Source organism: Shinella sp. GW835-FHT14H05 (assembly GCF_058793575.1).
On record NZ_JBXAFY010000004.1, the window covers coordinates 302,966 to 328,262 of the forward strand.

28 protein-coding genes and 1 tRNA gene are annotated in these 25,297 nt (G+C 65.5%); 17 read left to right on the forward strand and 12 right to left on the reverse strand.

Annotated elements, in window-relative coordinates; genetic code table 11:
- Positions 1-55: 55 nt before the first annotated feature.
- From AC1Q6Z_RS16080 to AC1Q6Z_RS16090, 3 genes are all read right to left on the reverse strand, one after another.
- Entirely contained in the window at positions 56-232 is a 177-nt protein-coding gene (locus AC1Q6Z_RS16080; protein ID WP_319322159.1) for a hypothetical protein, read from the reverse strand.
- Between the two features lie 107 nt (positions 233-339).
- Positions 340-768: an RbsD/FucU family protein gene (locus tag AC1Q6Z_RS16085; protein ID WP_256118238.1), complete on the reverse strand. Its 429-nt coding sequence runs from the start codon at positions 766-768 to the stop codon at positions 340-342.
- Positions 769-1,998 (reverse strand): ROK family transcriptional regulator, encoded by a 1,230-nt coding sequence (locus AC1Q6Z_RS16090; RefSeq protein WP_492648537.1) that lies wholly within the window; start codon positions 1,996-1,998, stop codon positions 769-771.
- Between the two features lie 276 nt (positions 1,999-2,274).
- On the opposite strand from AC1Q6Z_RS16090, the gene AC1Q6Z_RS16095 reads away from it, so the two are divergent.
- The 5 genes from AC1Q6Z_RS16095 to pyrC all read left to right on the forward strand — a co-directional run bounded on the left by AC1Q6Z_RS16095 (position 2,275) and on the right by pyrC (position 7,141).
- On the forward strand, positions 2,275-3,300 hold the full coding sequence (locus AC1Q6Z_RS16095) for a sugar ABC transporter substrate-binding protein (RefSeq protein WP_439614787.1): 1,026 nt from the start codon (positions 2,275-2,277) through the stop codon (positions 3,298-3,300).
- Between the two features lie 265 nt (positions 3,301-3,565).
- Entirely contained in the window at positions 3,566-4,648 is a 1,083-nt protein-coding gene (locus AC1Q6Z_RS16100) for an ABC transporter permease (protein ID WP_492648538.1), read from the forward strand.
- Complete coding sequence (locus AC1Q6Z_RS16105; RefSeq protein WP_435266839.1) at positions 4,648-5,421, forward strand: ATP-binding cassette domain-containing protein; 774 nt, start codon at positions 4,648-4,650, stop codon at positions 5,419-5,421. The genes AC1Q6Z_RS16100 and AC1Q6Z_RS16105 overlap by 1 nt, the downstream gene beginning before the upstream one ends.
- On the forward strand, positions 5,418-6,041 hold the full coding sequence (locus AC1Q6Z_RS16110; protein ID WP_492648539.1) for a nucleoside triphosphate hydrolase: 624 nt from the start codon (positions 5,418-5,420) through the stop codon (positions 6,039-6,041). Before AC1Q6Z_RS16105 ends, AC1Q6Z_RS16110 begins: the two co-directional genes overlap by 4 nt.
- A gap of 59 nt (positions 6,042-6,100) precedes the next feature.
- Entirely contained in the window at positions 6,101-7,141 is a 1,041-nt protein-coding gene (gene pyrC, locus AC1Q6Z_RS16115; protein ID WP_492648540.1) for a dihydroorotase, read from the forward strand.
- A gap of 58 nt (positions 7,142-7,199) precedes the next feature.
- Here the strand turns inward: pyrC and AC1Q6Z_RS16120 are convergent, their stop codons facing one another.
- Positions 7,200-7,961 carry a Crp/Fnr family transcriptional regulator gene (locus tag AC1Q6Z_RS16120; protein WP_256118244.1) on the reverse strand — a complete coding sequence of 254 codons (762 nt, stop codon included), beginning with the start codon at positions 7,959-7,961 and terminating at the stop codon, positions 7,200-7,202.
- Positions 7,962-8,150: 189 nt separating this feature from the next.
- Here AC1Q6Z_RS16120 and AC1Q6Z_RS16125 point away from each other — a divergent pair, with 189 nt between their 5' ends.
- On the forward strand, positions 8,151-8,531 hold the full coding sequence (locus tag AC1Q6Z_RS16125) for a response regulator (RefSeq protein WP_492648541.1): 381 nt from the start codon (positions 8,151-8,153) through the stop codon (positions 8,529-8,531).
- 109 nt (positions 8,532-8,640) lie between these two features.
- Here AC1Q6Z_RS16125 and AC1Q6Z_RS16130 read toward each other — a convergent pair whose 3' ends face one another.
- Complete coding sequence (locus AC1Q6Z_RS16130; protein WP_492648542.1) at positions 8,641-9,090, reverse strand: DoxX family protein; 450 nt, start codon at positions 9,088-9,090, stop codon at positions 8,641-8,643.
- Between the two features lie 169 nt (positions 9,091-9,259).
- Here AC1Q6Z_RS16130 and AC1Q6Z_RS16135 point away from each other — a divergent pair, with 169 nt between their 5' ends.
- Entirely contained in the window at positions 9,260-9,562 is a 303-nt protein-coding gene (locus AC1Q6Z_RS16135; protein WP_256118247.1) for an Rdx family protein, read from the forward strand.
- 59 nt (positions 9,563-9,621) lie between these two features.
- Here the strand turns inward: AC1Q6Z_RS16135 and AC1Q6Z_RS16140 are convergent, their stop codons facing one another.
- Positions 9,622-9,990 (reverse strand): BA14K family protein, encoded by a 369-nt coding sequence (locus tag AC1Q6Z_RS16140; protein WP_256118248.1) that lies wholly within the window; start codon positions 9,988-9,990, stop codon positions 9,622-9,624.
- 134 nt (positions 9,991-10,124) lie between these two features.
- On the opposite strand from AC1Q6Z_RS16140, the gene AC1Q6Z_RS16145 reads away from it, so the two are divergent.
- From AC1Q6Z_RS16145 to AC1Q6Z_RS16160, 4 genes are all read left to right on the forward strand, one after another.
- A complete protein-coding gene (locus tag AC1Q6Z_RS16145; RefSeq protein ID WP_492648543.1) occupies positions 10,125-11,558 on the forward strand; it encodes a phosphohexomutase domain-containing protein in 1,434 nt (477 codons plus the stop codon).
- A gap of 79 nt (positions 11,559-11,637) precedes the next feature.
- Positions 11,638-11,724, forward strand: a tRNA-Leu gene (locus tag AC1Q6Z_RS16150).
- 303 nt (positions 11,725-12,027) lie between these two features.
- Positions 12,028-12,819, forward strand: a complete 792-nt coding sequence (locus AC1Q6Z_RS16155; RefSeq protein ID WP_492648544.1) for a calcium-binding protein — start codon at positions 12,028-12,030, stop codon at positions 12,817-12,819.
- A 185-nt stretch (positions 12,820-13,004) separates the two neighbouring features.
- Positions 13,005-14,156, forward strand: a complete 1,152-nt coding sequence (locus AC1Q6Z_RS16160) for an HPP family protein (RefSeq protein ID WP_492648624.1) — start codon at positions 13,005-13,007, stop codon at positions 14,154-14,156.
- Between the two features lie 42 nt (positions 14,157-14,198).
- Here the strand turns inward: AC1Q6Z_RS16160 and AC1Q6Z_RS16165 are convergent, their stop codons facing one another.
- Together AC1Q6Z_RS16165 and rnk are read right to left on the reverse strand one after the other, a co-directional pair.
- The gene (locus AC1Q6Z_RS16165; RefSeq protein WP_492648545.1) at positions 14,199-14,666 is read right to left on the reverse strand and encodes a GreA/GreB family elongation factor; all 468 of its coding nucleotides are present in this window, start codon (positions 14,664-14,666) and stop codon (positions 14,199-14,201) included.
- Positions 14,667-14,877: 211 nt separating this feature from the next.
- Entirely contained in the window at positions 14,878-15,297 is a 420-nt protein-coding gene (gene rnk, locus AC1Q6Z_RS16170; protein WP_492648546.1) for a nucleoside diphosphate kinase regulator, read from the reverse strand.
- 340 nt (positions 15,298-15,637) lie between these two features.
- Between rnk and AC1Q6Z_RS16175 the strand changes: the two genes are divergently transcribed.
- A complete protein-coding gene (locus AC1Q6Z_RS16175) occupies positions 15,638-15,997 on the forward strand; it encodes a DUF488 domain-containing protein (protein WP_492648547.1) in 360 nt (119 codons plus the stop codon).
- 49 nt (positions 15,998-16,046) lie between these two features.
- A complete protein-coding gene (locus tag AC1Q6Z_RS16180; RefSeq protein WP_492648548.1) occupies positions 16,047-16,736 on the forward strand; it encodes a 5-formyltetrahydrofolate cyclo-ligase in 690 nt (229 codons plus the stop codon).
- Here the strand turns inward: AC1Q6Z_RS16180 and AC1Q6Z_RS16185 are convergent.
- The 3 genes from AC1Q6Z_RS16185 to AC1Q6Z_RS16195 all read right to left on the reverse strand — a co-directional run bounded on the left by AC1Q6Z_RS16185 (position 16,700) and on the right by AC1Q6Z_RS16195 (position 19,790).
- Positions 16,700-17,977, reverse strand: coding sequence for a CynX/NimT family MFS transporter (locus tag AC1Q6Z_RS16185; protein WP_492648549.1), 1,278 nt, complete (start codon positions 17,975-17,977; stop codon positions 16,700-16,702). The genes AC1Q6Z_RS16180 and AC1Q6Z_RS16185 overlap by 37 nt on opposite strands.
- Positions 17,974-18,651 (reverse strand): FadR/GntR family transcriptional regulator, encoded by a 678-nt coding sequence (locus AC1Q6Z_RS16190; protein ID WP_492648550.1) that lies wholly within the window; start codon positions 18,649-18,651, stop codon positions 17,974-17,976. Before AC1Q6Z_RS16190 ends, AC1Q6Z_RS16185 begins: the two co-directional genes overlap by 4 nt.
- Before the next feature lie 107 nt (positions 18,652-18,758).
- Positions 18,759-19,790 carry a trans-3-hydroxy-L-proline dehydratase gene (locus tag AC1Q6Z_RS16195; RefSeq protein ID WP_492648551.1) on the reverse strand — a complete coding sequence of 344 codons (1,032 nt, stop codon included), beginning with the start codon at positions 19,788-19,790 and terminating at the stop codon, positions 18,759-18,761.
- A gap of 184 nt (positions 19,791-19,974) precedes the next feature.
- Between AC1Q6Z_RS16195 and AC1Q6Z_RS16200 the strand changes: the two genes are divergently transcribed.
- From AC1Q6Z_RS16200 to AC1Q6Z_RS16210, 3 genes are all read left to right on the forward strand, one after another.
- The gene (locus tag AC1Q6Z_RS16200) at positions 19,975-20,673 is read left to right on the forward strand and encodes a GntR family transcriptional regulator (protein WP_435266853.1); all 699 of its coding nucleotides are present in this window, start codon (positions 19,975-19,977) and stop codon (positions 20,671-20,673) included.
- A gap of 118 nt (positions 20,674-20,791) precedes the next feature.
- Entirely contained in the window at positions 20,792-21,757 is a 966-nt protein-coding gene (locus tag AC1Q6Z_RS16205; RefSeq protein ID WP_492648552.1) for a dihydrodipicolinate synthase family protein, read from the forward strand.
- A 126-nt stretch (positions 21,758-21,883) separates the two neighbouring features.
- Entirely contained in the window at positions 21,884-22,510 is a 627-nt protein-coding gene (locus AC1Q6Z_RS16210) for a LysE family translocator (protein ID WP_492648553.1), read from the forward strand.
- 36 nt (positions 22,511-22,546) lie between these two features.
- Here AC1Q6Z_RS16210 and AC1Q6Z_RS16215 read toward each other — a convergent pair whose 3' ends face one another.
- Positions 22,547-23,584, reverse strand: coding sequence for an Ldh family oxidoreductase (locus AC1Q6Z_RS16215; RefSeq protein ID WP_492648554.1), 1,038 nt, complete (start codon positions 23,582-23,584; stop codon positions 22,547-22,549).
- A gap of 145 nt (positions 23,585-23,729) precedes the next feature.
- Here AC1Q6Z_RS16215 and AC1Q6Z_RS16220 point away from each other — a divergent pair, with 145 nt between their 5' ends.
- Complete coding sequence (locus AC1Q6Z_RS16220; RefSeq protein ID WP_492648555.1) at positions 23,730-25,247, forward strand: aldehyde dehydrogenase (NADP(+)); 1,518 nt, start codon at positions 23,730-23,732, stop codon at positions 25,245-25,247.
- Positions 25,248-25,297: the final 50 nt, after the last annotated feature.

The following is a 25,297-nucleotide window of genomic DNA, read 5'->3' on the forward strand; positions in this document are numbered from 1 at the left end:
AGAACCCGGCTCTTTCGAGCCGGGCAAGGCGGGGAGGATCGGCGGAAGGAAGAAATCAACGGCAAACCTTGATCTTCTTGATGATAACATTGCCGTAGTAGTCGTAGGACTTCACCTTCTTGATGAAGCAATAGGGTTCATAGCCGTAGCTGTAGTAGCCGGCCTGCGAGGGAGCGGCGAAGGAAACGGCTGCAACGAGGGCAACGGTGGCGGAAACGATGAACTTGCGCATGGGGTCTCTCCTGATTGGTGGGTCTGATCTGTTGGATGAGCCTCTCTCATCCAGTGATCAGACTTTCCCACATCGCCCCGCCGCCCGCTGTTCCGGATGGAACAGGGTCAGGGATAGATGACGCCCTTGCGCAGGATCACGTTTGCATAGAGCCGCGGCTCGCTCGTCTGCACCAGCGTATGGGCGGCGCGGACACGGTTGTAGAAATCGGCGCCGACCAGCGGCACGACGGTACGTGTCGGCTCGCGGCGGGCGCAGCAATCGATGATCTCGTGGTGCACGGGCTGCAGCGTGTCGCGCTCCTGGCGGAAGGTGGAGCGGAAGATCGCCTCGTCGACGAAATCGTCGATCGGCAGCACCGAGAGCACGGCGTTGAGCACGGGTAGAAGCGGCACGCCGTCGAGACGGATGAGGCGGCGGGCATGTTCGACGCCCGGATAATTGCCGTCGACGATGGCGATCTCGTCGCCGTGGCCCATGGCACGCAGCGTGGCGAGCAGCTCCGGGCTCAGGATGGGGTCGATACCTTTCAGCATTCAGGCAAGCTCCTTGAAGAGGACGTTCTGGTCGGGAAGATAGCGGGAGAACAGCGGCAGGCTGGCGCCGCCGATCGAGCGGGCGTGGCTGCCGACGGCGCCTTCGAGGATTTCGGGCAGGGTGACGCCTTGCAGGTCGAGGCGGGCGACGGCGGCGCGCGTCGCGGCAACCACGCGCTCGCGCACCCAGGCCGGAAAGCCGCCATCGATGATGACGGCCGAAAAGTCGATGACGGAGGCCGACGCCACGACTGCTTGAGCGAGCGCCGCCGCCATGTCGTCGATCCAGATTTCGAGCGGCGCGCCGAATTCGATCCAGTCGTCCGGCGAATACCAGAGCGGCTTCGGATCGATGCCGTGCTCGCGCAGAAGGTTCTCCAGCCGGTAGATCGAGGCGATCTTCAGGAGCTGCACGGTCTCGCCATTGCGGCCCTGCACGGGCAGGGGTCCGATGGCGCCGGCCGTGCCGGTGCGGCCGGTGAAGAGCGCGGAATTCAGCACCACGCCGCCGCCGATGAAGGAGCCGATGAACAGATAGAGGAAATCCGGATATTGCGGGCCGAGGCCGAAGACGAGCTCGGCGGCGCAGGCGCTGGTCGCGTCGTTCTGCAAGACGACCGGATAGGGCACGCGCCGGGCGATCTCCGCCTCCAGGTCGACGCCGCGCCATTGGTCCATGTCGGCCTGGGGCGCGCCGACCTCGCTTGCCCAGCTCCAGAGCTCGAAGGGCGCCGCGACGCCGAAACCGGCGATGCGGGCGCGCTCCTGCGGGGTGATCGCCGCTTCCAGCTCGGCCAGCCCCTCTTGCACGAAGGCGAGCAGCGGGCCGGGCATGGGATAGGCGAAGGTGCGGCGCACCTGCCGGCGGATGCCGCCGACGAAATCCATCATGACGAGATCGGCGCTGCGGCGGCCGATCTTCAGGCCGAAGGAATAGACGGCATCCGGATTGAGGCGCATGGGCACGGAGGGCTGGCCGACCTTGCCGCGCATCGGCGCGCCGCGCATCAGCAGGCCTTCGGCCTCCAGCGCGCGCATGATGACCGTCACGGTCTGGGCGGAAAGGCCGCTGCGCCTCGCGATCTCGGCCTTGGAGAGGCTGCCGTGCCGTCGCACCAGCGACATGACCAGGCGCTCGTTATAGGCCCGCACGCGCACCTGGTTGGCGCCCCCGCTCGGGTCGAGGATTTCGGCCGGCACGGCGGGTGCCGTCGCGGCATTCTTTCTCATCGTCTCCTCCCGTGCCGGTCGCGGCGTCCTGCGCCTCTCCCGTCCTCTTATCGGCTGCCGTTCCGCTCTTCCACCGGAAACGACACGCCTTTGTTTTGCTGGAGCATGACACATTGGATTAATAATTCAATTCGATTTATTTATTGACAGCGATTTCTTTTGGTGCTCTTTTCACGGTCGGAAGCGAGGTCTGCCGGCGGAGGAGCTGCTGGCCACCCTGCGACCGGATGGCCCCAGGAGAGGGGCGCATCCCGTTCTGTCCTTGGGAGGATTACCATGAAGAAAACCATCATTTCCGCCGCTCTCGGCGCGCTCGCGCTCGGCGTCGCCTTCTCCTCGCCGGCTCTCGCCGCCGACACCACCGCCTGCCTGATCACCAAGACCGACACCAACCCCTTCTTCGTCAAGATGAAGGAAGGCGCCGAAGCCAAGGCCAAGGAAATCGGCGTGACGCTGAAGGCCTATGCCGGCAAGATCGACGGTGACTCGGAAAGCCAGGTCGCGGCAATCGAGACCTGCATCGCGGACGGCGCGAAGGGCATCCTGATCGCAGCTTCCGACACGAAGGGCATCGTTCCCTCCGTGCAGAAGGCGCGTGATGCCGGCCTGCTGGTCATCGCGCTCGACACGCCGCTGGAGCCGGTCGACAGCGCCGACATGACCTTCGCCACCGACAACCTGCTCGCCGGCGAACTGATCGGCAAGTGGGCTGCCGCCACCCTCGGCGACGCCGCCAAGGACGCCAAGATCGCCTTCCTCAACCTGACGCCCTCGCAGCCGTCGGTCGACGTGCTGCGCAACCAGGGCTTCATGAAGGGTTTCGGCATCGACGTTAAGGACATCGGCAAGATCGGCGATGAAGACGATGCCCGCATCGTCGGCCATGACGTGACCAACGGCAACGAGGAAGGCGGCCGCACCGCCATGGAAAACCTTCTCCAGAAGGACCCGTCCATCAATGTCGTGCACACCATCAACGAACCGGCAGCAGCCGGCGCCTATGAAGCGCTGAAGGCCGTCGGCAAGGAAGGCGACGTGCTGATCGTATCCGTCGACGGCGGTTGCCCGGGCGTGCAGAACGTCGCGGACGGCGTCATCGGCGCGACCTCGCAGCAGTACCCGCTGATGATGGCGGCACTCGGCATCGAGGCCATCAAGAAGTTCGCCGACACCGGCGAAAAGCCGAAGGCCACCGAAGGCAAGGACTTCTTCGACACGGGCGTGACGCTCGTGACCGACAAGCCGGCGGCCGGCGTCGAATCCATCGACACCAAGGCCGGCAAGGACAAGTGCTGGGGCTGATGCCCCACCACGCCGGCCCGGGCTGACCGGGCCGGCATTCCGCTACGGACGGATGGGGTCCGCGTGAAACGCACCCTGCTTTGACATTCGCACAAGACATGGGCACCCTTCTTCGGCAGGCGATGGCGACAGCCGGGACCGCTTGGGGAGGAGACCGCCCAAAAATGGCGGCAGGTGCGCGAAAAGCGCCCGATCGGTGCGTCCGTACACCATTTCATCCGGCAAAGCCGCGACGGTCGGCACCCGGAAGGGGAGGAACTGGATCATGACTGAGACAACGACGGCCTCACAGCCATCGCAGGAATTCGAGAAGGTGCTGTCCGGTAGCGCGACGCAGGTCGCATCCTTCGACACGCACGACAAGACGCCCATCCAGAAATTCCAGCATTTTCTGCATTCGAGCCCGGCGGCCGTACCGCTCATCGTGCTCGTACTGTCGGTGGCCATCTTCGGCGTCATTCTCGGCGGAAAGTTCTTCTCCGCCTTCACGCTGACGCTGATCCTCCAGCAGGTGGCTATCGTCGGCATCGTCGGCGCGGCGCAGACGCTGGTGATTCTGACGGCCGGCATCGACCTGTCAGTCGGCGCGATCATGGTGCTGTCCTCGGTCGTGATGGGCCAGTTCACCTTCCGCTACGGCCTGCCGCCGACGGTCGCCGTCCTCTGCGGGCTCGCCTGCGGCGCGCTCTGCGGCTATATCAACGGCCTGCTCGTCGCCCGCATGAAACTGCCGCCCTTCATCGTCACGCTCGGCATGTGGCAGATCATCCTCGCCTCGAACTTCCTCTATTCGGCCAACGAGACGATCCGCTCGCAGGACATTTCCTCGCAGGCGCCGCTCCTCCAGTTCTTCGGCAACAACCTCAAGCTCGGCAGCGCGGTCTTCACCTATGGCGTCATCGCCATGGTGCTGCTCGTGGCGCTGCTCTGGTACGTGCTGAACCACACCGCCTGGGGCCGCCATGTCTATGCGGTGGGCGACGACCCGGACGCGGCGGAACTCGCCGGCGTCAACGTCAAGCGCATGCTGGTCTCGATCTACACGCTGTCCGGCCTCATCTGCGCGCTCGCCGGCTGGGCGCTCATCGGCCGCATCGGTTCGGTCTCGCCGACCGCCGGCCAGTTCGCCAATATCGAATCGATCACCGCCGTGGTGATCGGCGGCATCTCGCTCTTCGGCGGGCGCGGCTCCATCCTCGGCATGATCTTCGGCGCGCTGATCGTCGGCGTCTTCTCGCTCGGCCTTCGCCTCATCGGCACGGACCCGCAATGGACCTATCTCCTGATCGGCGTCCTCATCATCTCGGCAGTCGCAATCGACCAGTGGATCAGAAAGGTAGCAGGCTGATGGAACCCATTCTCACAGCGCGCGGTCTCGTCAAGCGCTACGGCCGCGTCACCGCCCTCGACCATGCCGATTTCGACCTCTATCCCGGCGAAATCCTCGCCGTGATCGGCGACAACGGGGCCGGCAAATCCTCGATGATCAAGGCGATCTCCGGCGCCATCACGCCGGACGAAGGCGAAATCCGCCTGCAGGGCCAAGTGATCAACTTCCGCTCGCCGATCGAGGCACGCAAGGCCGGCATCGAGACCGTCTACCAGAACCTCGCGCTCTCGCCGGCGCTCTCGATCGCCGACAACATGTTCCTCGGCCGCGAGCTGCGCAAACCCGGCGTCATGGGCCAATGGTTCCGCAAGCTCGACCGTTCGGCGATGGAGAAATTCGCCCGCGACAAGCTTTCGGAACTCGGGCTGATGACCATCCAGAACATCAACCAGGCGGTGGAGACGCTGTCGGGCGGCCAGCGCCAGGGTGTCGCCGTGGCGCGCGCGGCCGCCTTTGGCTCGAAGGTTATCATTCTCGACGAACCGACGGCGGCGCTGGGCGTAAAAGAGAGCCGGCGCGTGCTGGAGCTCATCCTCGACGTGCGCCGGCGTGGCATTCCGATCGTGCTGATCTCGCACAACATGCCGCATGTCTTCGAGGTGGCGGACCGCATCCACATCCACCGGCTCGGCCGGCGGCTGACGGTCATCAACCCGAAGGACTATACCATGTCCGACGCCGTCGCCTTCATGACCGGCGCCAAGCTGCCGGCGGAGGCGATTGCCGCATGATCTCGCCCACCACCATCGTGGATGCACTCCAGCGGCGCGCGGGGGACGCGCGCCGCTTCCTCGTCGGCCTCGCCGGCCCGCCGGCCGCGGGAAAATCGACGCTGGCCGAGGCCTTGCGCGACGGGCTCATCGCCCGCGGCGAAAGCGCCGAAATCCTGCCGATGGACGGGTTTCACATGGACAACGGCATTCTCGCCGAGCGCGGCCTGCTGCCGCGCAAGGGCGCCCCGGAATCCTTCGACGGCCGCGGCTTCATCGATATCGTCACGGCGCTGAAACGGGCGGAGGGCGAAGTGCTGGTGCCGGTTTTCGACCGGTCGCGCGAGATCGCCATCAATGCCGCCCGCGCCATCCCGCGCGAAACCCGCTTCATCCTCGCCGAGGGCAACTATCTGCTCTTTAAGGAGGCGCCCTGGGACGGGCTCGACGGCAAGTTCGACTTCACCATCTTCGTCGGTCCGCCCTACCCCGTGCTGGAGGAGCGGCTGCGCCGGCGCTGGATGGGCTATGCGCTGCCGGAGGACCAGATCGGCTGGAAGCTCTACGGCAACGACCTGCCGAACGGAAAGCGCATCCTGGAGAACTCGCGCCCAGCCGATCTCACCATCGACACCTTCTGAGGCGATTGTCGTTGTCGCCCGCGGATGCTATCGCAGCCGCAACACGCGGGAGATGACCGATGACCACTGAACTGACCATCCGCCGGCCGGACGACTGGCACCTGCACCTGCGCGACGGCGCCATGCTGGAAGGCGTGATCGGCGACACGAGCCGCCATTTCGCCCGCGCGATCATCATGCCGAACCTGGTGCCGCCGGTCGTCACCACCGCGGATGCCGCTGCCTATCGCGACCGAATCCTCGCCGCCCTTCCCAAGGGCGACCGGTTCGAGCCGCTGATGACGCTCTATCTCACCGAGCACACCAATCCCGACGACGTGGAAGCCGGCTACGAAAGCGGCCTGATCCGCGCCGTGAAACTCTATCCGGCCGGTGCGACGACCAATTCCCATGGCGGCGTGCGCGATATGGACAAGGCCATGCCCGTACTGGAGCGCATGGCGAAAATCGGCCTGACGCTCTGCGTTCACGGCGAGGTCACGACGCCGGAGGTCGATATCTTCGACCGTGAGGCCGTGTTCATCGAGACGGTTCTGGACCCGTTGCGCAGCCGCCTGCCGGAATTGCGCGTGACCATGGAGCACGTCACGACGAAAAACGGCGTCGACTATATCAAGGCCGCGAACGCGAACCTCGCCGGCTCGATCACCACGCATCACCTGATCATCAACCGCAACGCCATCCTGGTCGGCGGCATCCGCCCGCATTATTATTGCCTGCCTGTCGCCAAGCGCGAGGAGCACCGGCTGGCGCTGCGCGCGGCCGCCACCTCCGGCGATGCCCGCTTCTTCCTCGGCACCGATTCGGCGCCGCATGTCGATCCGCTGAAGGAATGCGCCTGCGGCTGTGCCGGCATCTACACCTCGATCAACACGATGAGCTGCCTCGCCCATGTGTTCGAACAGGACGGCGCACTCAACACGCTCGAAGCCTTCGCCTCGCTGAACGGCCCGGCCTGGTACGGCCTGCCGGTCAACGAGGAGACAATCCGGCTGGTGAAGCGGGCCGAACCCGTCGCCTTCCCGGCAAAGATCGAGACGGGGGCGGGGCCGGTGACGGTATTCGACCCGATGTTCCCGCTGCACTGGGACGTGGCCTGAGCAATTTCCAGCAAAAGTGTGAAGCGGTTTTGCGTCCGGAATTGCGCCTATAAAAGCGCTAGATAAAGGGGCGCGCACCTTCTTTCAGCCCTTCCCAGCCGGCGAGAGCCTGAAGGCCGTCCCCGTCGAGGATTTCGCAGCCCTTGTCCTGCCAGCGCATCAGCTTGCGCTCTGAAAGCTTGCGCAGCGTCTTGTTGGTGTGCACCAGCGACAGGCCGAGCGTATCGGCGACATGCTGCTGGGTGATCGGAATAACACGCCGGCCGCCATTGACGCCGGCCGAATGTGCCCGCTGGTGGATGAAGGACAGGAGATAGGCCGTGCGCTCCAGCGCTGTGCGCCGGCCGACACTGAGCAGATGCTCGTCGAGGATGCGCTCCTCGTGCGCGGCGATCCAGGTCAGGTCGTAGCCGAGCGACGCATGGCGCTCGAACAGGCGCTCCAGCTTGGAGCGTTCAAAGACACAGAGCGTCACCGGCGTCAGCGCCTCGACGGAATGGTCCATCTCGCCCATCAGGCTGCCTTGCAGGCCAAGCAAGTCGCCGGGCAGCACATAGTTCATGATCTGCCGGCGGCCATCCGGCAGCAGCTTGTAACGAAAGGCCCAGCCGGATAGCACGGTAAAGAGATGGGCGCTGTGCATGCCCTCGACGAGGATAGTGGCGCCGCGCTCGCTCGACAGTTCGCCGCTTTTGAACTGCGAGACGAAGTCGAGTTCCTTGGCGGAAAAATCGCGAAAGCCTGACAGGTCTCGCAAGGGACACTGATGGCAGGGCGTGCGCCATTTCGAGGGATGGTTGCCCGCCGTGCTGCTCGCCATATTGTTTTGCCCCTTCCGTTCGCAGCCCGGAGCGCCGGGCTGGCTTGCTGAACGTGAAGCGTGCACACTTGTTCCGTGCAGCGAAACACTATGTCTTTTTTAAATGACAGTGCACCGTCCTCAGCTCACATTCCGCCTCCAAAACCGCCGGTGATTCCGGCTGTTCGCATGGATGAGGAGTGCGGCGCCATGGAACCATCTCTTCCGCACATCTTGATCGCCGAACGCGAATTCCTGATTGCGCTCGACGCGGAATATCTGATCAAGGCGGCGCTCGATTGCCGCATTTCACTGCTGCGGCCGGAACAGCTCGACCAGTGGGATGCGGCGGCGCTGGCGGATATCGACCTGTGCCTGCTCGACGTGCCGCTTGACGCGACGCGGATCACGGCGCGTATCGAACGGCTGATCGAGGCGCGCGTTCCGCTGCTGTTCACCACCGTGGGCGAGATCCACCGCGATGGCGTCGCGGGCTTCGAGGTCATTCCCGTCGCCCGCAAGCCCTATGACGGCGAGACGCTGGTCGCGCTCGTCAAGGCGCGGCTGCGGGAAAGGCCACAGCCGCGCTAGCGTTTGTCAGGGAAAAGTGGAAGCCGGTTTTTCGGAAAAGACAAACGGAAACAAAAGAATCTAGAGTATGTCTGGTTCAGACTGAACCAGACATACTCTAGGAGACGGATCAGAACTGACGGCCGAGCTTGGCGTCGACTGAGTGGCTGTTTGCGCCGCGGATGACGAAATAGAACATGATCAGCGCCCAGAGGATGGACTTTTCCGCGCCCATCAGGCCTTCGGCCTGCACGATGCCGTGGAAATAGACGGTGACGGCCAGCACGATCATCGCCGCGAAGGCGGCGGGGCGCGTGAAGAGGCCGATGGCGATCAGGATGCCGCCGAAGAATTCGGTGGCGGCCAGCAGTGGTGACCAGAAGGCACCGGGATAGAAGCCGAGGCTTTCCACCATGCCGCTCGCGCCGAAGGGGTTCAGGATCTTGCCGTAGCCATGCGTGACAAGAAGCAGGCCGGCCGCCACGCGCAGGATCGTTTCCGCGCTTTCGCCAAGCGCCGAATAGATGCTGCCGAGCGAGGGGATGATGAGGCGCGGGCGGGAGGTGGAAAAGTCCGTCATGGGATGTCCTGTCTGTATGTTGCAGTGCAACACCTCTCCGACAGGACCGTTGCTGCGACAAGATGTCCGGCGGTAAAACCTGATAAATTGAGTTGACATTGTTGTGAACGGATCGCGTGCCAAGCGGGCCGCCCTGCTATATGCTTTGCCCTATCGACAGGAGGTGACCATGACCGGGGAAAAGCCGCGCGTTTCCATTCTCTACTGTACCCAGTGCAACTGGCTGCTTCGCGCCGGCTGGATGGCGCAGGAGCTTTTGTCGACCTTTTCCGGATCGCTCGGCGAGGTGGCGCTCATTCCCGGAACCGGCGGCAATTTCGAGATCCGCGTCGGCGATGCGCTCGTCTGGGAGCGCAAGCGCGACGGCGGTTTTCCCGGGCCGAAGGAGCTGAAGCAGCGCGTGCGCGACGTCATCGAACCCGACCGCGATCTCGGCCATACTGACCGCGTGGCCGACAGCACGCCCGGCTGAAAGACAAACGGCGGGCAAGAAGCCCGCCGTTCGTTGGATGACCCAAGGTCGCTTGTCGCTTACCGATAAGGCGAATAGCACAGGCGGTAGACGCCGCCGCCGGCATGGTAGCGGTTGGTATAAGGGTCGTAGGTGCGGTAGCGGTTGGAGCACCATTCGACATGCGCCCCGCGCCCACCATAATAACGCGGCCGCTCGTAGCGCGGACGATAATAGCGTCGCTCACCGTAATACGGGCGATAGTGGCGACGATTGTAACGACGTTCGCAGCCGTAGCCGTAGCAGAACTGCACCTGCGCCTGCGTGACGTCACTTTTCGTCTCAACCTTCGGTACGGCGAGAGGCACGGCCTGAGCCGCCCCCATGGGCGCGATCGCGGAGGCAATCCCCATCGCGCAACCGAAAACGAGATTTCGAATCTTCAACATGTTGATCCTCACTGTTCCTGGCGGGATACTTCCCTGTCACGTCCCTGCTTTGCATTACGTTCACGCATTTTGTTTTATTCATGGTCGCGCCGCGCCTTGAGAGGACCGGCCCGCAAGAGACACGAGGTGACCGCATGAGCCTGAAATTCGGAACCAGCGGCCTGCGTGGCCTGTCGGTCGATCTCGAAGGGCCTGCCACCGCGCTCTATGCCACCGCCTTTGCCCACCACCTGCTGGCCGCCGGCATCGCCCAAGAGGGTGACGAGATCCTCATCGGCCGCGATTTTCGCGCCTCCAGCCCGGCGATTTCGGCAATCGCGATCGCAGCGATTCGCAAGGCCAGCTTTCGCCCGCGCGACTGCGGCGCGCTGCCGACGCCGGCACTCGCGCTGACCGGCCTGGCGCGAAAGGCCGCCTGCCTGATGGTGACGGGTTCGCACATTCCCGCCGACCGCAACGGCATCAAATTCTACCGGCCGGACGGCGAGATCGACAAGGCGGACGAAGCCGCGATCACCGCCGCCGCCGAGGCAATCCGCGCGGAAAACGCGGTTTTCGACGCCGTTCAGGAGGCAGCGGACGACTTGCACGCCGAGGCCATGGCGCTCTACGACGCGCGCAACCGCGCGCTGCTGCCGGAAGGCAGCCTCGCCGGCCTCCGGGTCGGCGTCTACCAGCATTCGACGGTGGCCCGCGACCTCTTCGCAACGGTGCTCATCCACTACGGCGCCGATGTCGTGGCGCTGGGCCGGTCGGAGACCTTCATCCCGGTCGATACGGAGGCGGTTTCCGCCGAGACCGTCGCGCTCCTGCAAGGCTGGGCGGTGCATCACGGCCTGCACGCCATCATTTCGGCCGACGGCGATGGCGACCGGCCGCTCGTGACCGACGAGACCGGCACGCCGATCCGCGGCGATCTCGTCGGCCTCATCGCCAGCCGCTTACTCGGCGCGACCGCTGTGGCCACGCCGGTCACCTCGAATTCCGGCATCGAGGCGGCCGTCGCCGGCAAGGTGCTGCGCACCAGGGTCGGCTCCCCCTTCGTGATCGCCGCGATGAACGACGCGGTCGCAAGCGGCGAAACCGCCGTCGTCGGCTTCGAGGCGAATGGCGGCACGCTGACCGCCACCCCCTTCACCGTGAACGGCTATGCCCTCGCCCCGTTGCCGACCCGCGACAGCCTGATGCCGGTGCTCGCCGTGCTCTCGCTCGCCGCTGCGGAAAACCGGCCCCTCTCGCAGATCGCCGCCGGCTTCGCGCTGCCCGCGGCCGCCAGCGACCGGCTAGAGCACTTTCCCGTCGAAACCAGCGCCGCCCTGATGGCGGAGCTGCGATCAAGCGCCGGCGCGCTCTCCGCCTTCCTCGCCCCCATCGGCGTGCCAATGAAGACAAGCGATATCGACGGGCTGCGCGTGACGCTGGACGATGCCAGCGTCATCCACTTCCGCCCCTCTGGCAATGCGCCGGAAATGCGCTGCTATGTGGAGGCCAAGGATGAGGCCGCCGCCGCCCGGTTGCTCGCGGCCGGGCTGGCGCGCATTCGCGAATGGGCACTCGGCCGCGAATGACGGTTTTCGCCAAGCTGTTGCAAAAACTTCAAAAAGCCTGTTGACACAAGAGTGCGGGCCTTCTACATGGCTCTCCGTCGCCCAGATGGCGGAATTGGTAGACGCGCCAGCTTCAGGTGCTGGTACTCGAAAGGGTGTGGAGGTTCGAGTCCTCTTCTGGGCACCAAATTCCCAAGCATTCATTGCTTTGTTTTCCGGCGCCAGGTCAAATCGACCTGGCGCCGGTTTACGTTTCAGCAGTTGCCAGGCGCCTCGGGTTTCCGTGAACGCCTCTGAGGTATGCCGGTGAATCAGCGTGGCGTTTGAGGTGCGGCCGCAATGCCGGCAATCACCTCGTTCCGGTCGAGATCGTTCGCATCCCACTCGCGTCAAATCGTAATCAGCGATGGGACGCTGTCATTTGGATCAAAGCAGCCCTTCGCTAATCGGCACGTTATAAGCGAATTTCTTCTTTTACGATTTTAACGACGTGGGGACTGGCTTCAACAATCTCTCTGATGCGCCAAGTGCAGAGGAGTTTATAAAGCTCGGTTTCAGCTGGGATTACCATAAGCCGTCCCGCCCGGAGACGGATTTTGGCACCGACGGCGACGACTTCATGCCCGGCACGAACGGCGCGGATTGGCTGGACACCAAGGGCGGCAATGACCGCGTCTTTGCTGGCGGCGGCAGCGATTTTGTCAATGGCGGGACTGGCGACGACACGATTGGCGGCGGCGCCGGGGTGGACGATCTGCGCGGCGGCGGTGGCAAGGATCTGATCTTTGGCGGCGAGGGTAACGATTCCATCGACGGTGGCGAAGGGGACGACGTCGCATGGGGCGGCAACGGCAATGACCTGGTCAACGGTGCCAACGGCAACGATCGCCTGGGTGGCGGTGCGGGGAACGACTCGGTTCATGGCGGAGCCGGCAAAGATGCCATCTATGGCGGCGAAGGAAATGACAGGCTCTTCGGCGACGACGGCAACGACGCCCTCTTCGGCGGCATCGGACGCGATGTCCTCACCGGCGGCCTGGGCAATGACGAACTGTCGGGCGGCGCAGGAGCGGACATGTTCATCTTCGGCAAGGCCGAGGGCAACGACGTCATCCACGATTTCGAAGGTGGGCGCGATATCATCGACTTTGGTGGGCAGACTTATACGCTCACAGAAAACGCCGCCGGCTTCGCAGTGCTCGAGCTATCGGGTGGCGGATCGATCCTGCTCGACGGAATCGCACTGGCCGACGTCGATGCCGACTGGTTCTTGATGGCGTAACCGCTGCTGACAGTGTGCCTCCGGATTTTCCGGATGTTGCAAAAAGCCCGGCTTTGCCGGGCTTTTTTGTTGCCTGCGATTCGCCGCTCTCGTCCTCCTCCAGGGCGAGACAAAATCTCCCTTGCGTCCCCGGCGTGATCGGCACATAAGCCAAGAAAATAGTCATCTGCCTTTTCAAGATCAGGATCATCGTGGCCCCTCCCCAGCACGATGCCCAGAAACCGGGCATTCTGTCCAAGTTCCGGCTCTTCTTTCCCATTCTCGCCGGCGCCACGCTCAAGGAACGCCTGATCGGCTGCCTCGGAGCGCTGATCGGCATCTGCCTCACCGGCCTCGTCTGCGGCCTCTTCATGGGCCAGGGGCCGCATCTTCCGCTGATCGTCGCGCCTATCGGTGCCTCCGCCGTGCTGCTCTTCGCGGTGCCTGCAAGCCCGCTTGCCCAGCCCTGGTCGATCGTCGGCGGCAATACGATCTCCGCCTTCGTCGGTGTCACCGTCACCATGCTCGTGACCGACCCGACCATCGCCATCGGCCTTGCCGTGGCGCTCGCCATCCTGGTCATGTCGCTGACCCGCTGCCTGCATCCGCCGGGCGGGGCCGCGGCCCTCACGGCCGTCATCGGGGGTGCTGCCGTCACGCGCGCCGGCTTCTGGTTTCCGCTCGTGCCGATCGCCATCAACTCGCTGATCCTCGTGGCGCTCGGCATGATGTTCCACCGGCTGGCCGGGCGGCAGTACCCGCATCGCCAGGCGATCGCGCCCGTCAACACGCACAAGACCGCCGATCCGCCGGCCGCCTTGCGCGTCGGCTTCAATAGCGAGGACATCGACACCGCCATTGCCAGCCTGAACGAGACGCTCGACATCAGCCGGGCCGACCTCGATACGCTGCTCCGGCAGGTCGAGATGCAGGCGCTGCTGCGCCAGCGCGGCGAACTGACCGCCGCCGACATCATGTCGCGCGACGTGGTGACGGTCGCCGCCGACGCGACCACCGAGGAGGCCCGCGCGCTGCTGCTCGACCACGACATCCGCACCCTGCCCGTGCTCGATGGCGAGCGGCGCCTGCTCGGCACCGTGGGCCTGCGCGAACTCGCCGCCATGGCGCCCGCCGCGCATCTTCCCGTCTCCGAGGCCGCGACCGCAAGCGCTTCCGACCCGGCGATCGGCCTGTTGCCGCGCCTGACGGACGGCCGCATCCACGCCGTCATCATCGTCGATGATAACAGCCACGTCGTAGGCATCATCTCCCAGACCGATCTTCTGGCCACGCTCGCCAAAAGCCTCTCCCAGACCGGCCCGAATGGCCTGATGGGCGGCCACGGACAGGGCATCTGACAAACGCCGCGCGCGGCGTGATCTGAGGGGTCTTCGCCCGCCTTAGGCAGCAGACGGCCCCGGCCCCCTCCCCGGGCCGTTTTCGTTGGCCGCCGTGAAGGCGCGCTCGACGAGGCCGCCGGCGATCAGCCGGAAAGGGTGCCTGGGCGCCAAGGGCGCAGGGTCCACGCCAAGCGGCTGGAAGAGCACCTTCTCCAGCACGATCCAGTCGCGGCGTCCCTCCGGCCGGTCGAAGGCCATGGATTGGCCTTCACGCAGGCCGAGAAGGGCAAGGCCATAGAAGGTGGTGATCGGCAGGAAGGCGCTGCCCGGTGCATAGGTGCCGGGAAGGCAGAGGCTACGCGTATCCGTAAGCCCGCTGGCGCAGCGGAACGACACGCGCGCATCAATCATCGCCAGATCGGCGGGTGCGGGCGCCTCCAGGGGCAGCCAGCCGGCCGATATTTTCCGCTTCAGGAGCGCCAGCCATTCCGGCGTGAGCGACGGCCATTCCCGAAGCATCCTGTCCAATACATATCCGTCTCTTGCCGTGAGCATCGCGGGATCCTGTCCCATCGCCATTCTCCATCCTGCCCGCACGTTTGGCGGGGCATCCGAAATCCATGGTGGAGAAGCCCCCTGGCCGCGGGTGCGGCGCAGGGGGTCACGATCCTGCGACGAGGCAACCTCCGATGCGCCCGACTTCAGAGAAGGAGAGGAATTTCATGGCCGGCAAAACCCTTCAGCAGGCGCGCGCTTCGTCCGCAGCATGAACGGCGATGACGCTGAGGCGCCGCACCCGGCCGTCGCGCGCCGCCCACTGGATCGACTGGCCGGCGGAAAGGCCGAGAAGGGCCGCGCCAACCGGCGTCAGCACGGAAATGCGCTGCAGGGAAATGTCGGCATCCTTCGGGAACACCAGTTCGGCGCTCTGCGGCGCCTCGTCGTCGATCTGGAATTCTGCGATGGAGCCCATGCGCATCACGCCGGGCGCCATACGCGCGTCGTCGACGATCTTCGCGCGGTCGAGTTCGGCGGCGAGTTGCTCGGCGGCATGGGGATCACGCTCGGCCAGCATGTCGGCGAGGTTCGACAGGCGGGCATGTTCGGAGCGGGCGATGGTGATGGCAGGCAGGCGCCTGTCCTTGGTCCTGGTGATCATAAAAACCTCACGACACGGTTTCGCGGCGCCCGGCAGGCGCGCGGAAAGGGAAAATAGGAGAATGTGTCGCGCTCTTCTGGCGCGGTTCTCGTCACGCGACGAAACCGCTATCGCCCCACGGCCGGGGCGCGACGCGTCCAAGCCGAGGGGCTAGTGTCCTGCGAGCGGAAACAACCGCTTCAGAAACCGGGCTATGGAGTGCGTCATCGTCATGCGGCCATGATGGCGTGAGCCCGCCGGCAAAGTCAAGCCGCCGCGGCCGAACGCCGCCCCCGTGGCCCGGCTTGAAGCACGGGCCGCTTTCTGCTCTCAAATGGGGGGCAGGACAGGAGGCAGGCCGATGCCCGTGCAGATCAAGCGCATCTATGACGCGCCCGACCCGGCGGACGGCGCGCGCATCCTCGTCGATCGCCTCTGGCCGCGCGGCCTGTCGAAGGAGAAGGCCGCGTTCGACGACTGGCTGAAGGACCTCACACCGACATCGCAGCTACGCAAATGGTTCGACCACAGGCCGGAGCGCTGGGCGGAATTCCAGCAGATTTATCGCGCGGAGCTGCGGGAAAACCCGGCCGTGGACCTTTTGCGCGCACGCATGGCAGTGGGCATGGTCACGCTGCTCTATGGCTCGCGCAACCGGGAATTCAACCATGCGGCGGTGCTGGCCGAAGTGCTGCGCGAGGCGAATTCGTTTGCCAGATAAGGAGACGGGGGGCATTCTGACGGCAAGCCACCCGACGGAGGCCGACTTCATGGATGACGACGACGTTCCCGCCACCTTTGCCTCGCCGGCCTGCTTCATGCACGAGGTCGATCCGGCCTATCTGGGCGTGCCAGACCGGCAGACCTGGACCGATGTCAATCGCTGGCGCAAAAATGAACGCGAACGGCTGATCGCGGCGCGGCTCGCGGTGCCTGCGGAGGTGCGGGCATCCCATGGAGAAGCGATCGCCGCCGGCGTGCTGGCGGAAATCGGCGATGTCAGTGGCCGCATCCTCAGCGCCTACTGGCCCTTTCGCGGCGAGCCGGACCTTCGGCCCCTGCTTGACGAAGTGGTGAAGCGCGGCGGCAGGACGGCGCTGCCGGTGGTCGTCGAGAAGGGGCGGCCATTGGAATTCCACCTCTGGCAATCGGGCGAGGCGCTGTCGCGCGGCGTCTGGAACATTCCCATACCGGCTGAATCGCGCCCCTGCCTGCCGGACATCGTGCTCGCGCCGGTCGTCGGCTACGATGCCGCCGGCTACCGGCTCGGTTATGGCGGCGGCTTCTTCGACCGCACGTTGGCGGCCATGGCGGCACGGCCGCGGGTCATCGGCGTCGGCTACAGCGCGGCGCGGCTGGCGACGATCTATCCGCAGCCGCACGACATTGCGATGGACATCATCGTGACCGAGACGGGCATCGTTCAGCCCGCGGTTTCCACCGTGCGCGCATTGACATAAAGCGCGCGCCCGGCAAACCAGCCGTTCACCGCGGCGCCGAGGCCGAGCAACACGAAGAGCACCGCGCTCCAGGCAAAACTGCCGGTCCAGCCGCGAATGAGGCCGACGACGAGCGGCCCGATGGCGGCGAGCAGGTAGCCCACGCATTGCGCCATGCCGGACAGATGCGCCGCGACATGCGGATCGCGGGTGCGCAGCACGATGACGGTCATCGCCACCGCGATCAGCCCGCCCTGCCCGATGCCCTGCAGCACCGCCCAGAACCACACCGTCCACAGCGGCGCGAAGAGCAGCCCGAGAAGGGCGACGACGGCGATGCCGCAGAGCGCGACATTGATCAGCCGCTGGTCTTTTCCTCGCACGGCCAAGTGCGGCGCGACCAGGCAGGCGCCGGCCTGCACCATCACCGACATGGAGACGATGGCGCCGGCCGTGACGCCATCGAGCCCGCGTTCGCGCAGGATCGGCACCAGCCAGCCGAAGACGCAATAGGCGAGTGCCGATTGCAGGCCCATGAACAGCGTGACCTGCCAGGCCACCCGATCGCGCCACAGGCCTTCGACGCGGAAGCCCGCGCGCTTGGCCTGCATGCGCGTGGACAGCACCTGCGGCAGCCAGAGCAGGCCGACGATCACCGCCGGCACCGCCCAGATCGCCAGCGCACCATCGAGCGAGCCGCCGAGCGCATGCTCGATCGGCAGCGTCAGGCCGGCGGCACCCGCCGCACCGGCGCAGAGCGCCATGGTGTAGCACCCCGTCATCAGCGCCGCCTTGTCCGGAAAATCGCGTTTGACGAGGCCGGGCAGCAGGACATTACCGACCGCGATGCAGGCGCCGGCAAGCGCCGTGCCGAGGAACAGCAGCGGAAGGGAAGAAAGGCCACGCAGCGCCGTGCCGAGCGCCAGCAGGAAGACCACGGCGAGCAGCGTGCGCTCCGTGCCGATGCGCTGGGCAAGCCGCGGCGCCAGCGGCGAAAACAGGCCGAGGCAGACGACCGGCAGCGTCGTCAGCAGGCTGGCGCCGGTGGCGGAAAGGCCGAGATGGTCCCGGATTTCCGGCAGCAGCGCCGAGGCGCTGGAGAAGACGGGCCGCAGGTTGAAGGCGATGAGCACGAGGCTGGCGCCGAGCAGGAAGCGGGCTATGGGCGTCGGCGGCCGGTGCGGTGCTGGCGCCGGCACGCTGTCGGCTTCAGCGTCGATCAGGTCGATGGCGCCGGGATCGGTCGGGTCGGGATTTCTCATGACATCAGCAACCGGTCGAGGGCGGAAAGCACGGGCGCCATGAAGCGGCGCACGGCGGCATCCGCCGCATCCGGATCGCCGCTCTCGATGGCATCGACGATCGCGGCATGGGCTGCCATGTCCGGCTCCGGCAGGTCCTCGCCGAGCGTCGCCTCGATTGTCTCGGTGATCAGCGCCGAGAAGAAATCGAACATGCCGACCAGCACGCTGTTTCCCGATGCGGCGATCACCGCCTGATGGAAGGCGAGATCGCGGGCGATGAAAGCCGTCTTTTCGCCGCCCTCGTAGTTGCCGCGCTCAGTGAGCAGGGTGCGAAGCCCGGCGATCGCCACCGGCGTCTGGCGAAGTGCTGCAAGCCGCGCGGCTTGCGCATCGAGCGCCAGGCGGGCCTCGAACTGGTCGCGCAGGCCGGCGCGCCGTGCCATGGTGAGCGGGCGGCTCGTGTCGGCGGTTGAGAGCACATAGGTGCCGGAGCCCTGCCGCGTCTCCAGATAGCCCTGCGAGACGAGCACGCGCACCGCCTCACGCACCGTGCCGCGGCTCACCGACAGCATGGCCGACAGCGCCGCCTCGTTCGGCAGCTTTTCGCCGATCGTCCAGCGCTGGCGGAGGATTTCCGTGCGGATCGCCTCGACGGCGGTGTCGGCGAGGTTGGTCTTGCTGAGGGAGCGCATCTTAAATCACCAAGTCATCAGATGACTTGGTCATTATCGCGATTTCGGGAAAAGGTCAAAGCAATTCCGGCGGCGTACGCTTGCGCGGTGCCGCCGGTAGAGAAGGATTATTGCTTGCGCGGCCAGGTATCGGCCAGGCGATAACCGGCCGGCCACGGATCGTCGGGATCGAGCATGACCTGGCTCGTGCCGGTGATCCAGGCACGACCAGAAATTTCCGGCACGATGGCGGGGCGGCCGCCGACCGTCGTTTCGCCGACGATGCGGCAATCGAAGCGCGAATCGAGGATCGAGTAGCCGGAGAAGCGTTGGCCGACCTTGATCTGGCCGCGGGCATGCAGCACGGCCATGCGCGCCGAGCAGCCCGTGCCGGTCGGCGAGCGGTCGAGCTTTGCCGGCTGGATGACGACGGTGTTGCGGCCGTGCAGCGCGCCGTCGCGCTCCTCGACCGGCAGCGTGAGTTGGCAGAAGGAGATGTGGTTCCATTCCGGATTTTCCGGATGGGTGAAGCCGAGCTGTTCGTTGGCCGCCTTGGTGATGCGGATGCCGGTTTCGGCAAGCTCGCGCGCCTCGTCCGGCGTGATCGCAAAACCGAGCGCGCGGGCGTCGGAGAACACAAAACTGTCGCCGCCATAGGCGGTGTCGACGGTGAGCGTGCCGAGGCCTTCGACCTCCAGCTTGGCATCCAGCCTGTCGGCGAAGGAGGGCACGTTGGTGACAGTGATGCGCTCAGCCTTGCCGTTGCGGCAGGTGGCGACGACGTTGACCAGCCCGCCCGGCGCTTCGAGCACCATGTGCGTCTCCGGCTCGACCATCGGCACGATGCCGCTGTCCAGCAGCACGGTGGAGACGCAGATCGAATTCGAGCCGGACATCGGCGGCGTATCTTCCGGCTCCATGATGATGAAGCCCATGGTGGCGCGCGGGTCCTTCGGCGGCACTAGGAGGTTGATGTGGCGGAAGACGCCGCCGCGCGGTTCGTTCAGCACGAAATTGCGCAACGTCTTGTCCTCGGCGATGAAGTTGCGCTGCTCCCAGAGCGTGGCGCCGGGCGGCGGCGCGACGCCGCCGACGATGACATCGCCCACCTCGCCCTCGGCGTGGCAGGAGACGATATGGATGACCTTGCTGCTGCGCATGGCACTTTCTCCGATTTTCGAACGTTTTCACCCTGCGAGCCGATTTACGGCCCGCACCCCGGCGACAAAGCGCCGAACTATTCCTTCTGACGGCTTGACGGCGCTTTCGCCAAAGGGCTCCCTTAAAACGATTGATAGAGCCGACAGAGAATTGTATTTCTTATGTCGACAAGAGGATTTTTCGATGAGTGATACCGATTCCCTGCCCGAACGCAAGCGAGGCTCCGGCGTAAAGATGGTCTACGACCTTCTGCGCGACGAGATCCTCGACCTGAAGATCGCGCCCGGCAGCCCGGTCGACGAGGTGCAGCTTGCCGAGCGGTTCAAGATGTCGCGCACGCCGATCCGTGAGGCGCTGGTGCGGCTTGCCGGCGAAGGGCTGATCGAGACCCTGCCGAACCGTTCCACCATGGTCTCGAATATCGACTTCCTCAACCTCAACACGCTCTTCGACGCGTTGGTGCTGATGTACCGGGTGACGACGCGGCTGGCGGCGCAGAGCCACCGGCCGGAGGACCTGCCGATCATTCGGGGTTTTCACGAGGATTATGCGGCGGCGGTTGCGGCGCGCGACACGCTGGCGATGATCGCCACCAACGTCGCCTTCCATGCCGCGATCGCCGAAGCGGGCCGCAACCCCTATTTTACCGGATTGTTTCGCCGGCTTCTGGACGAGGCGCGGCGGATTCTCAGGCTCTACTACCAGTCCTACGAAGAGCAGTTTCCGCAGCGATTCGTCGATGAACACGCGGAGATCATCGCCGCGATCGAGGCGCGCGACGTCGAGGCGGCCGACCGGCTAGGCAAGGCGCATGCCGAGCAGATCGTGGCGCAGGTGCAGAAGCTGTTCAGCCGTAACGACAGGCTCGACATCGCCTTGTGATCTTCCTGTATTTTTCTTGTCGACAAATAAAATACAAGATGCTATACCCTCATCATGAAACGGGGGAGGCCTTGCGCCGGCCCGCCAGACCGACCGAACAGCCCGAGAGGAGACCGACATGAAGGCCAAGATTTTTTCCGGCGTGATCCCCGCCCTGATGACGCCCTGCAAGGATGACCGCAGCCCGGACTTCGACGCGCTGGTGCGCAAGGGCAAGGAACTCATCGAAAAGGGCATGTCCGCCGTCGTCTATTGCGGCTCGATGGGTGACTGGCCGCTGCTAACCGATGCGCAGCGCATGGAAGGCGTCGAGCGCCTGGTGAAGGCCGGCATCCCGGTCATCGTCGGCACCGGCGCGGTCAACACCGCCTCCGCCGTGGCGCATGCCGCGCATGCCCAGAAGGTCGGTGCGCATGGCCTGATGGTCATTCCGCGCGTGCTGTCGCGCGGCACCGTCGTCACCGCCCAGAAGAACCATTTCAAGGCGATCCTGTCGGCCGCTCCCGACCTGCCGGCCGTCATCTACAACAGCCCCTATTACGGCTTCGCCACCCGCGCCGACCTGTTCTTCGCGCTGCGCCAGGACCACAAGAACCTCGTCGGCTTCAAGGAATTCGGCGGCGCTGCCGACATGCGTTATGCGGCGGAAAACATCACCAGCCGCGATGACGACGTCTCGCTGATGATCGGCGTCGATACCTGCGTGTTCCACGGCTTCGTCAATTGCGGCGCCGTCGGCGCGATCACCGGCATCGGCTGCGTGCTGCCGAAGGAAGTGCTCCACATGTGCAACCTCGCCCAGGCCGCCGCCAAGGGCGATGCGGATGCCCGCAGCCGCGCGCTGGAGCTGGAATCGGCACTCGGCGTGCTCTCTTCCTTCGACGAAGGCCCGGACCTCGTGCTCTACTTCAAGCACATGATGGTGCTGAAGGGCGACGCGGAATACACGCTGCACTTCAATGAGGACGACGCGCTCTCCGACAGCCAGCGCGGCTATGTCGAAACCCAGCTCAAGCTGTTCGACACCTGGTATGCCGAATGGAGCAAGCTGCCGGGCGCCGTCCAGACCTACAAGGCCGCCTGATCCAGGCCGTTCCTTCATGACTTGCTTGCCGCCCGCAGCCAACGCTGCGGGCGGTGTTCGTTTGGGATTGCCGCAATGGCCCTCTTCTGCGACGGTCGCGTCCGAACCGAACGAGAGGATCACCAAATGCCTTCCCTGGACGTGCTGCTCGCCTTTGCCGTCACCACGGCGATCTTTGCCTTCATTCCCGGCCCGGCGATGCTCTATGCCGCGGCCCGGACGATGGCGGGTGGGCGCAAGGCCGGACTGATGGCGGTGTTCGGCATCCATCTCGGTGCCTACGCCCATATCATTGCGGCCGCTGCCGGGCTTTCCGCGCTGTTTCATGCAGTTCCGGTCGCCTATACCGGCGTCAAGCTTGCGGGTGCGGCCTACCTGATCTGGCTCGGCATTTCGCTGTTCCGCGCGACGGAGACGCGCGAGGAGAACGGTGCGGTCGCGAAGGGCGGGCGGCGGGCTTTTGTGGAGAGCGTCACGGTCGAGATCCTCAACCCGAAGACGGCGATCTTCTTCCTCGCCTTCCTGCCGCAGTTCGTCGATAGCGCCGCCGGGCTGCCGATCTGGGCGCAGCTCGCCATTCTCGGCGCGGTGGTCAACCTGATCTTCACCTTCGCAGACGTGGTCAGCGTGCTGCTTGCGGATGTGATCCTCGCGCGGCTGAAGCGGTCGAGCGGGGTGCAGGCGCTGGTGCGCAAGGCGGGCGGGACCGTGCTCATCGGGCTCGGCGCCCATCTCGCCCTGCAAAAGGGGTGAGAACCGCGACAGCAAGGCCGTCGCGGTCCAAGCCCATCACGCCACGGCGTCGAGGCCCTTTTGCTCAAGACGATCCAGCTGCTCGATCTCGGCGGCCGTCAGCGTGACGCCGTCCGTCTCGGATTTTTTGCGGGCGACGAAACGGCGCTGCGAGGGCAGGCGCGCACCCTGGCCGACGATCGCCTCGAACAGCACTTCGGCGCGAGCGAAGGGATCGCCCGGGCGACCGGCGGAGAAGGCTTCCGGCGACAGGGCGATAATCAGCTCGCCATGGGCCGGCGCGAGCGTCGTCGTGCCGAGCTGGGCGAGCGCTTCAGGGCTTGTGAGGTCGCCGATCATGACGCCGGCGAGAAGCTCGATCATGGTGCTGATGGCAGACCCCTTATGGCCGCCGAACGGCAGCATGGCGCCGGCGAGCGCCGCTTCCGGGTCCGTCGTCGGGTTGCCGTCGGCGTCGATCGCCCAACCCTCCGGCAGTTTTTTGCCGGCACGGCGGTGCAGCTCGATCTCGCCGCGGGCGGCGACCGAGGTGGCGAAGTCGAAGACATAGGGCGACTGGTTCGGACGCGGCCAGCCGAAGGCGAAGGGGTTGGTGCCGAACAGCGGCTTGTTGCCGCCGGTCGGCGCCACGGTCGCATAGCTCGGGCACATGACGAGGCCGGCCAGGCCCTCGTTGGTCACCGCTTCGACTTCCGGCCAAAGCGCAGAGAAGTGCGTGCAGTCGTTGATGACGAGCGAGGCGAGGCCGAGCTTGCGGGCGCGCTCGGCAAGCGCCGGAACGCCGAGCTCGAAGGCCGGGTTGGCAAAGCCGCCATTCGCATTGACCTTCACGATGGCCGTGCCCTCGTTCAACTCCAGCTCCGGCACCGCATGCGGATTGACCTTGCCTGCCTTCACCGTGCGCAGCGCGCCCTCGATGCGATAGATGCCGTGCGATTTGCAGGCATCGCGCTCGCCGGCCACGATCACCCGGGCGAGCGCACCGGCCTGCACGTCGTTCAATCCGGCCTTGCGGAAGATCGCTTCGACGCGCGTGTAGAGGTCGGCAATCGTCAAGGTGGAGGTTTGCGTCATCGTTCGTCTCTCAAGGCTGATGCCGGCTGCGGCAGTTGGTGATTGAGTATTTGCATACATAGAGTATACAAGATTTCGACAAGTGCAATTCGCCCGTCCGAAGTCTCGTGGGGCGAATCCCTATTCTCCGAGAAAGGTACGTCAAATGGCTTTCACTCCCAACGGTAAACACCTCGTCGCCGGCGAATGGCTGGATGGCGACAGCACCTTCACCTCCTCGCCCGCCCATGGGCCGTCGCACAGCTTCGCGACCGGCACCGTGGCGCTGGTCGATCGTGCCGCGCAGGCGGCCGAAGAAGCCTTCCTCAGCTACGGTTATGCGTCGCGCGCGACACGCGCCGGTTTTCTTCGCGCCATTGCCGACGAGATCGAGGCGCGCGCCGACGCGATCACCGAAATCGGCAGCCAGGAAACCGGCCTACCGGAAGCCCGCCTGCAGGGCGAACGCGGCCGCACGACCGGCCAGCTGCGCCTCTTCGCCGACCATATCGAGAAGGGCGACTACCTTGACCGCCGCTTCGACGCCGCCCTTCCCAATCGCGAGCCGATGCCGCGCACGGAAATCCGCCTGATCCAGCGGCCGATCGGCCCGGTCGCCGTGTTCGGCGCCTCGAACTTCCCGCTCGCCTTCTCGACCGCCGGTGGCGACACCGCCGCAGCGCTTGCCGCCGGCTGCCCCGTCGTGGTGAAGGGTCACTCCGCCCATCCGGGCACGGGCGAGATCGTCGCCGAAGCGGTGGAAGCCGCGATCCGCAAGACCGGCGTGCATCCGGGTGTCTTCTCGCTCATCCAGGGCGGCAACCGTCAGGTCGGCGAGGCCGTGGTGCAGCATCCGCTGATCAAGGCCGTCGGCTTCACCGGGTCGCTCGCCGGCGGGCGGGCGCTGTTCAACCTCTGCGCCGCGCGGCCCGAGCCGATCCCGTTCTTCGGCGAACTCGGCTCGGTCAATCCGATGTTCCTGCTGCCGGAAGCGCTGAAGGCACGCGCCGAAGGGCTCGGCCAGGGCTGGGCGGGCTCGCTCACCATGGGTGCCGGCCAGTTCTGCACCAATCCGGGCATCGCCATCGTGACGGACGGCCCCGACGCCGACCGCTTCATTGCCGCCGCTGTTGAGGCGCTCGGCAAGGTCGGCCCGCAGACCATGCTGACCGACGGAATCGCCAAGGCCTATCACGACGGCCAAGCGCGTTTCGAAAGCCGCAACACGGTGAAGTCGCTGTTTTCGAGCGAATCCACCGGCCGTACCGCGCTGCCGAACCTCTTCGAGATCTCCGGCAACCAGTTCCTCGCCGACCATGCGCTTTCGGAGGAAGTTTTCGGGCCGCTCGGCCTCGTCGTGCGCGTCGGTTCGCTCGACGAGATGGAAGCGCTGGCCCGCACGTTCGAAGGCCAGCTGACGGCGACCATCCATATGGATGCGGGCGACCTTGAGGATGCCAAGCGGCTGCGCCCGGTCCTGGAGCGCAAGGCCGGCCGCGTGCTGGTCAACGGCTTCCCGACCGGCGTCGAAGTGGTGGATTCCATGGTGCATGGCGGCCCCTACCCAGCCTCGACGAATTTCGGCGCGACGAGCGTCGGCACGATGTCGATCCGGCGTTTCCTGCGCCCCGTCTCCTACCAGAACATGCCGGAAGGCCTGTTGCCGGACGATTTCCTCAACTGATTCAGCGCTTTGTCCGGGCCGTCCGAGAGGGCGGCCCGGTCTGCATATTT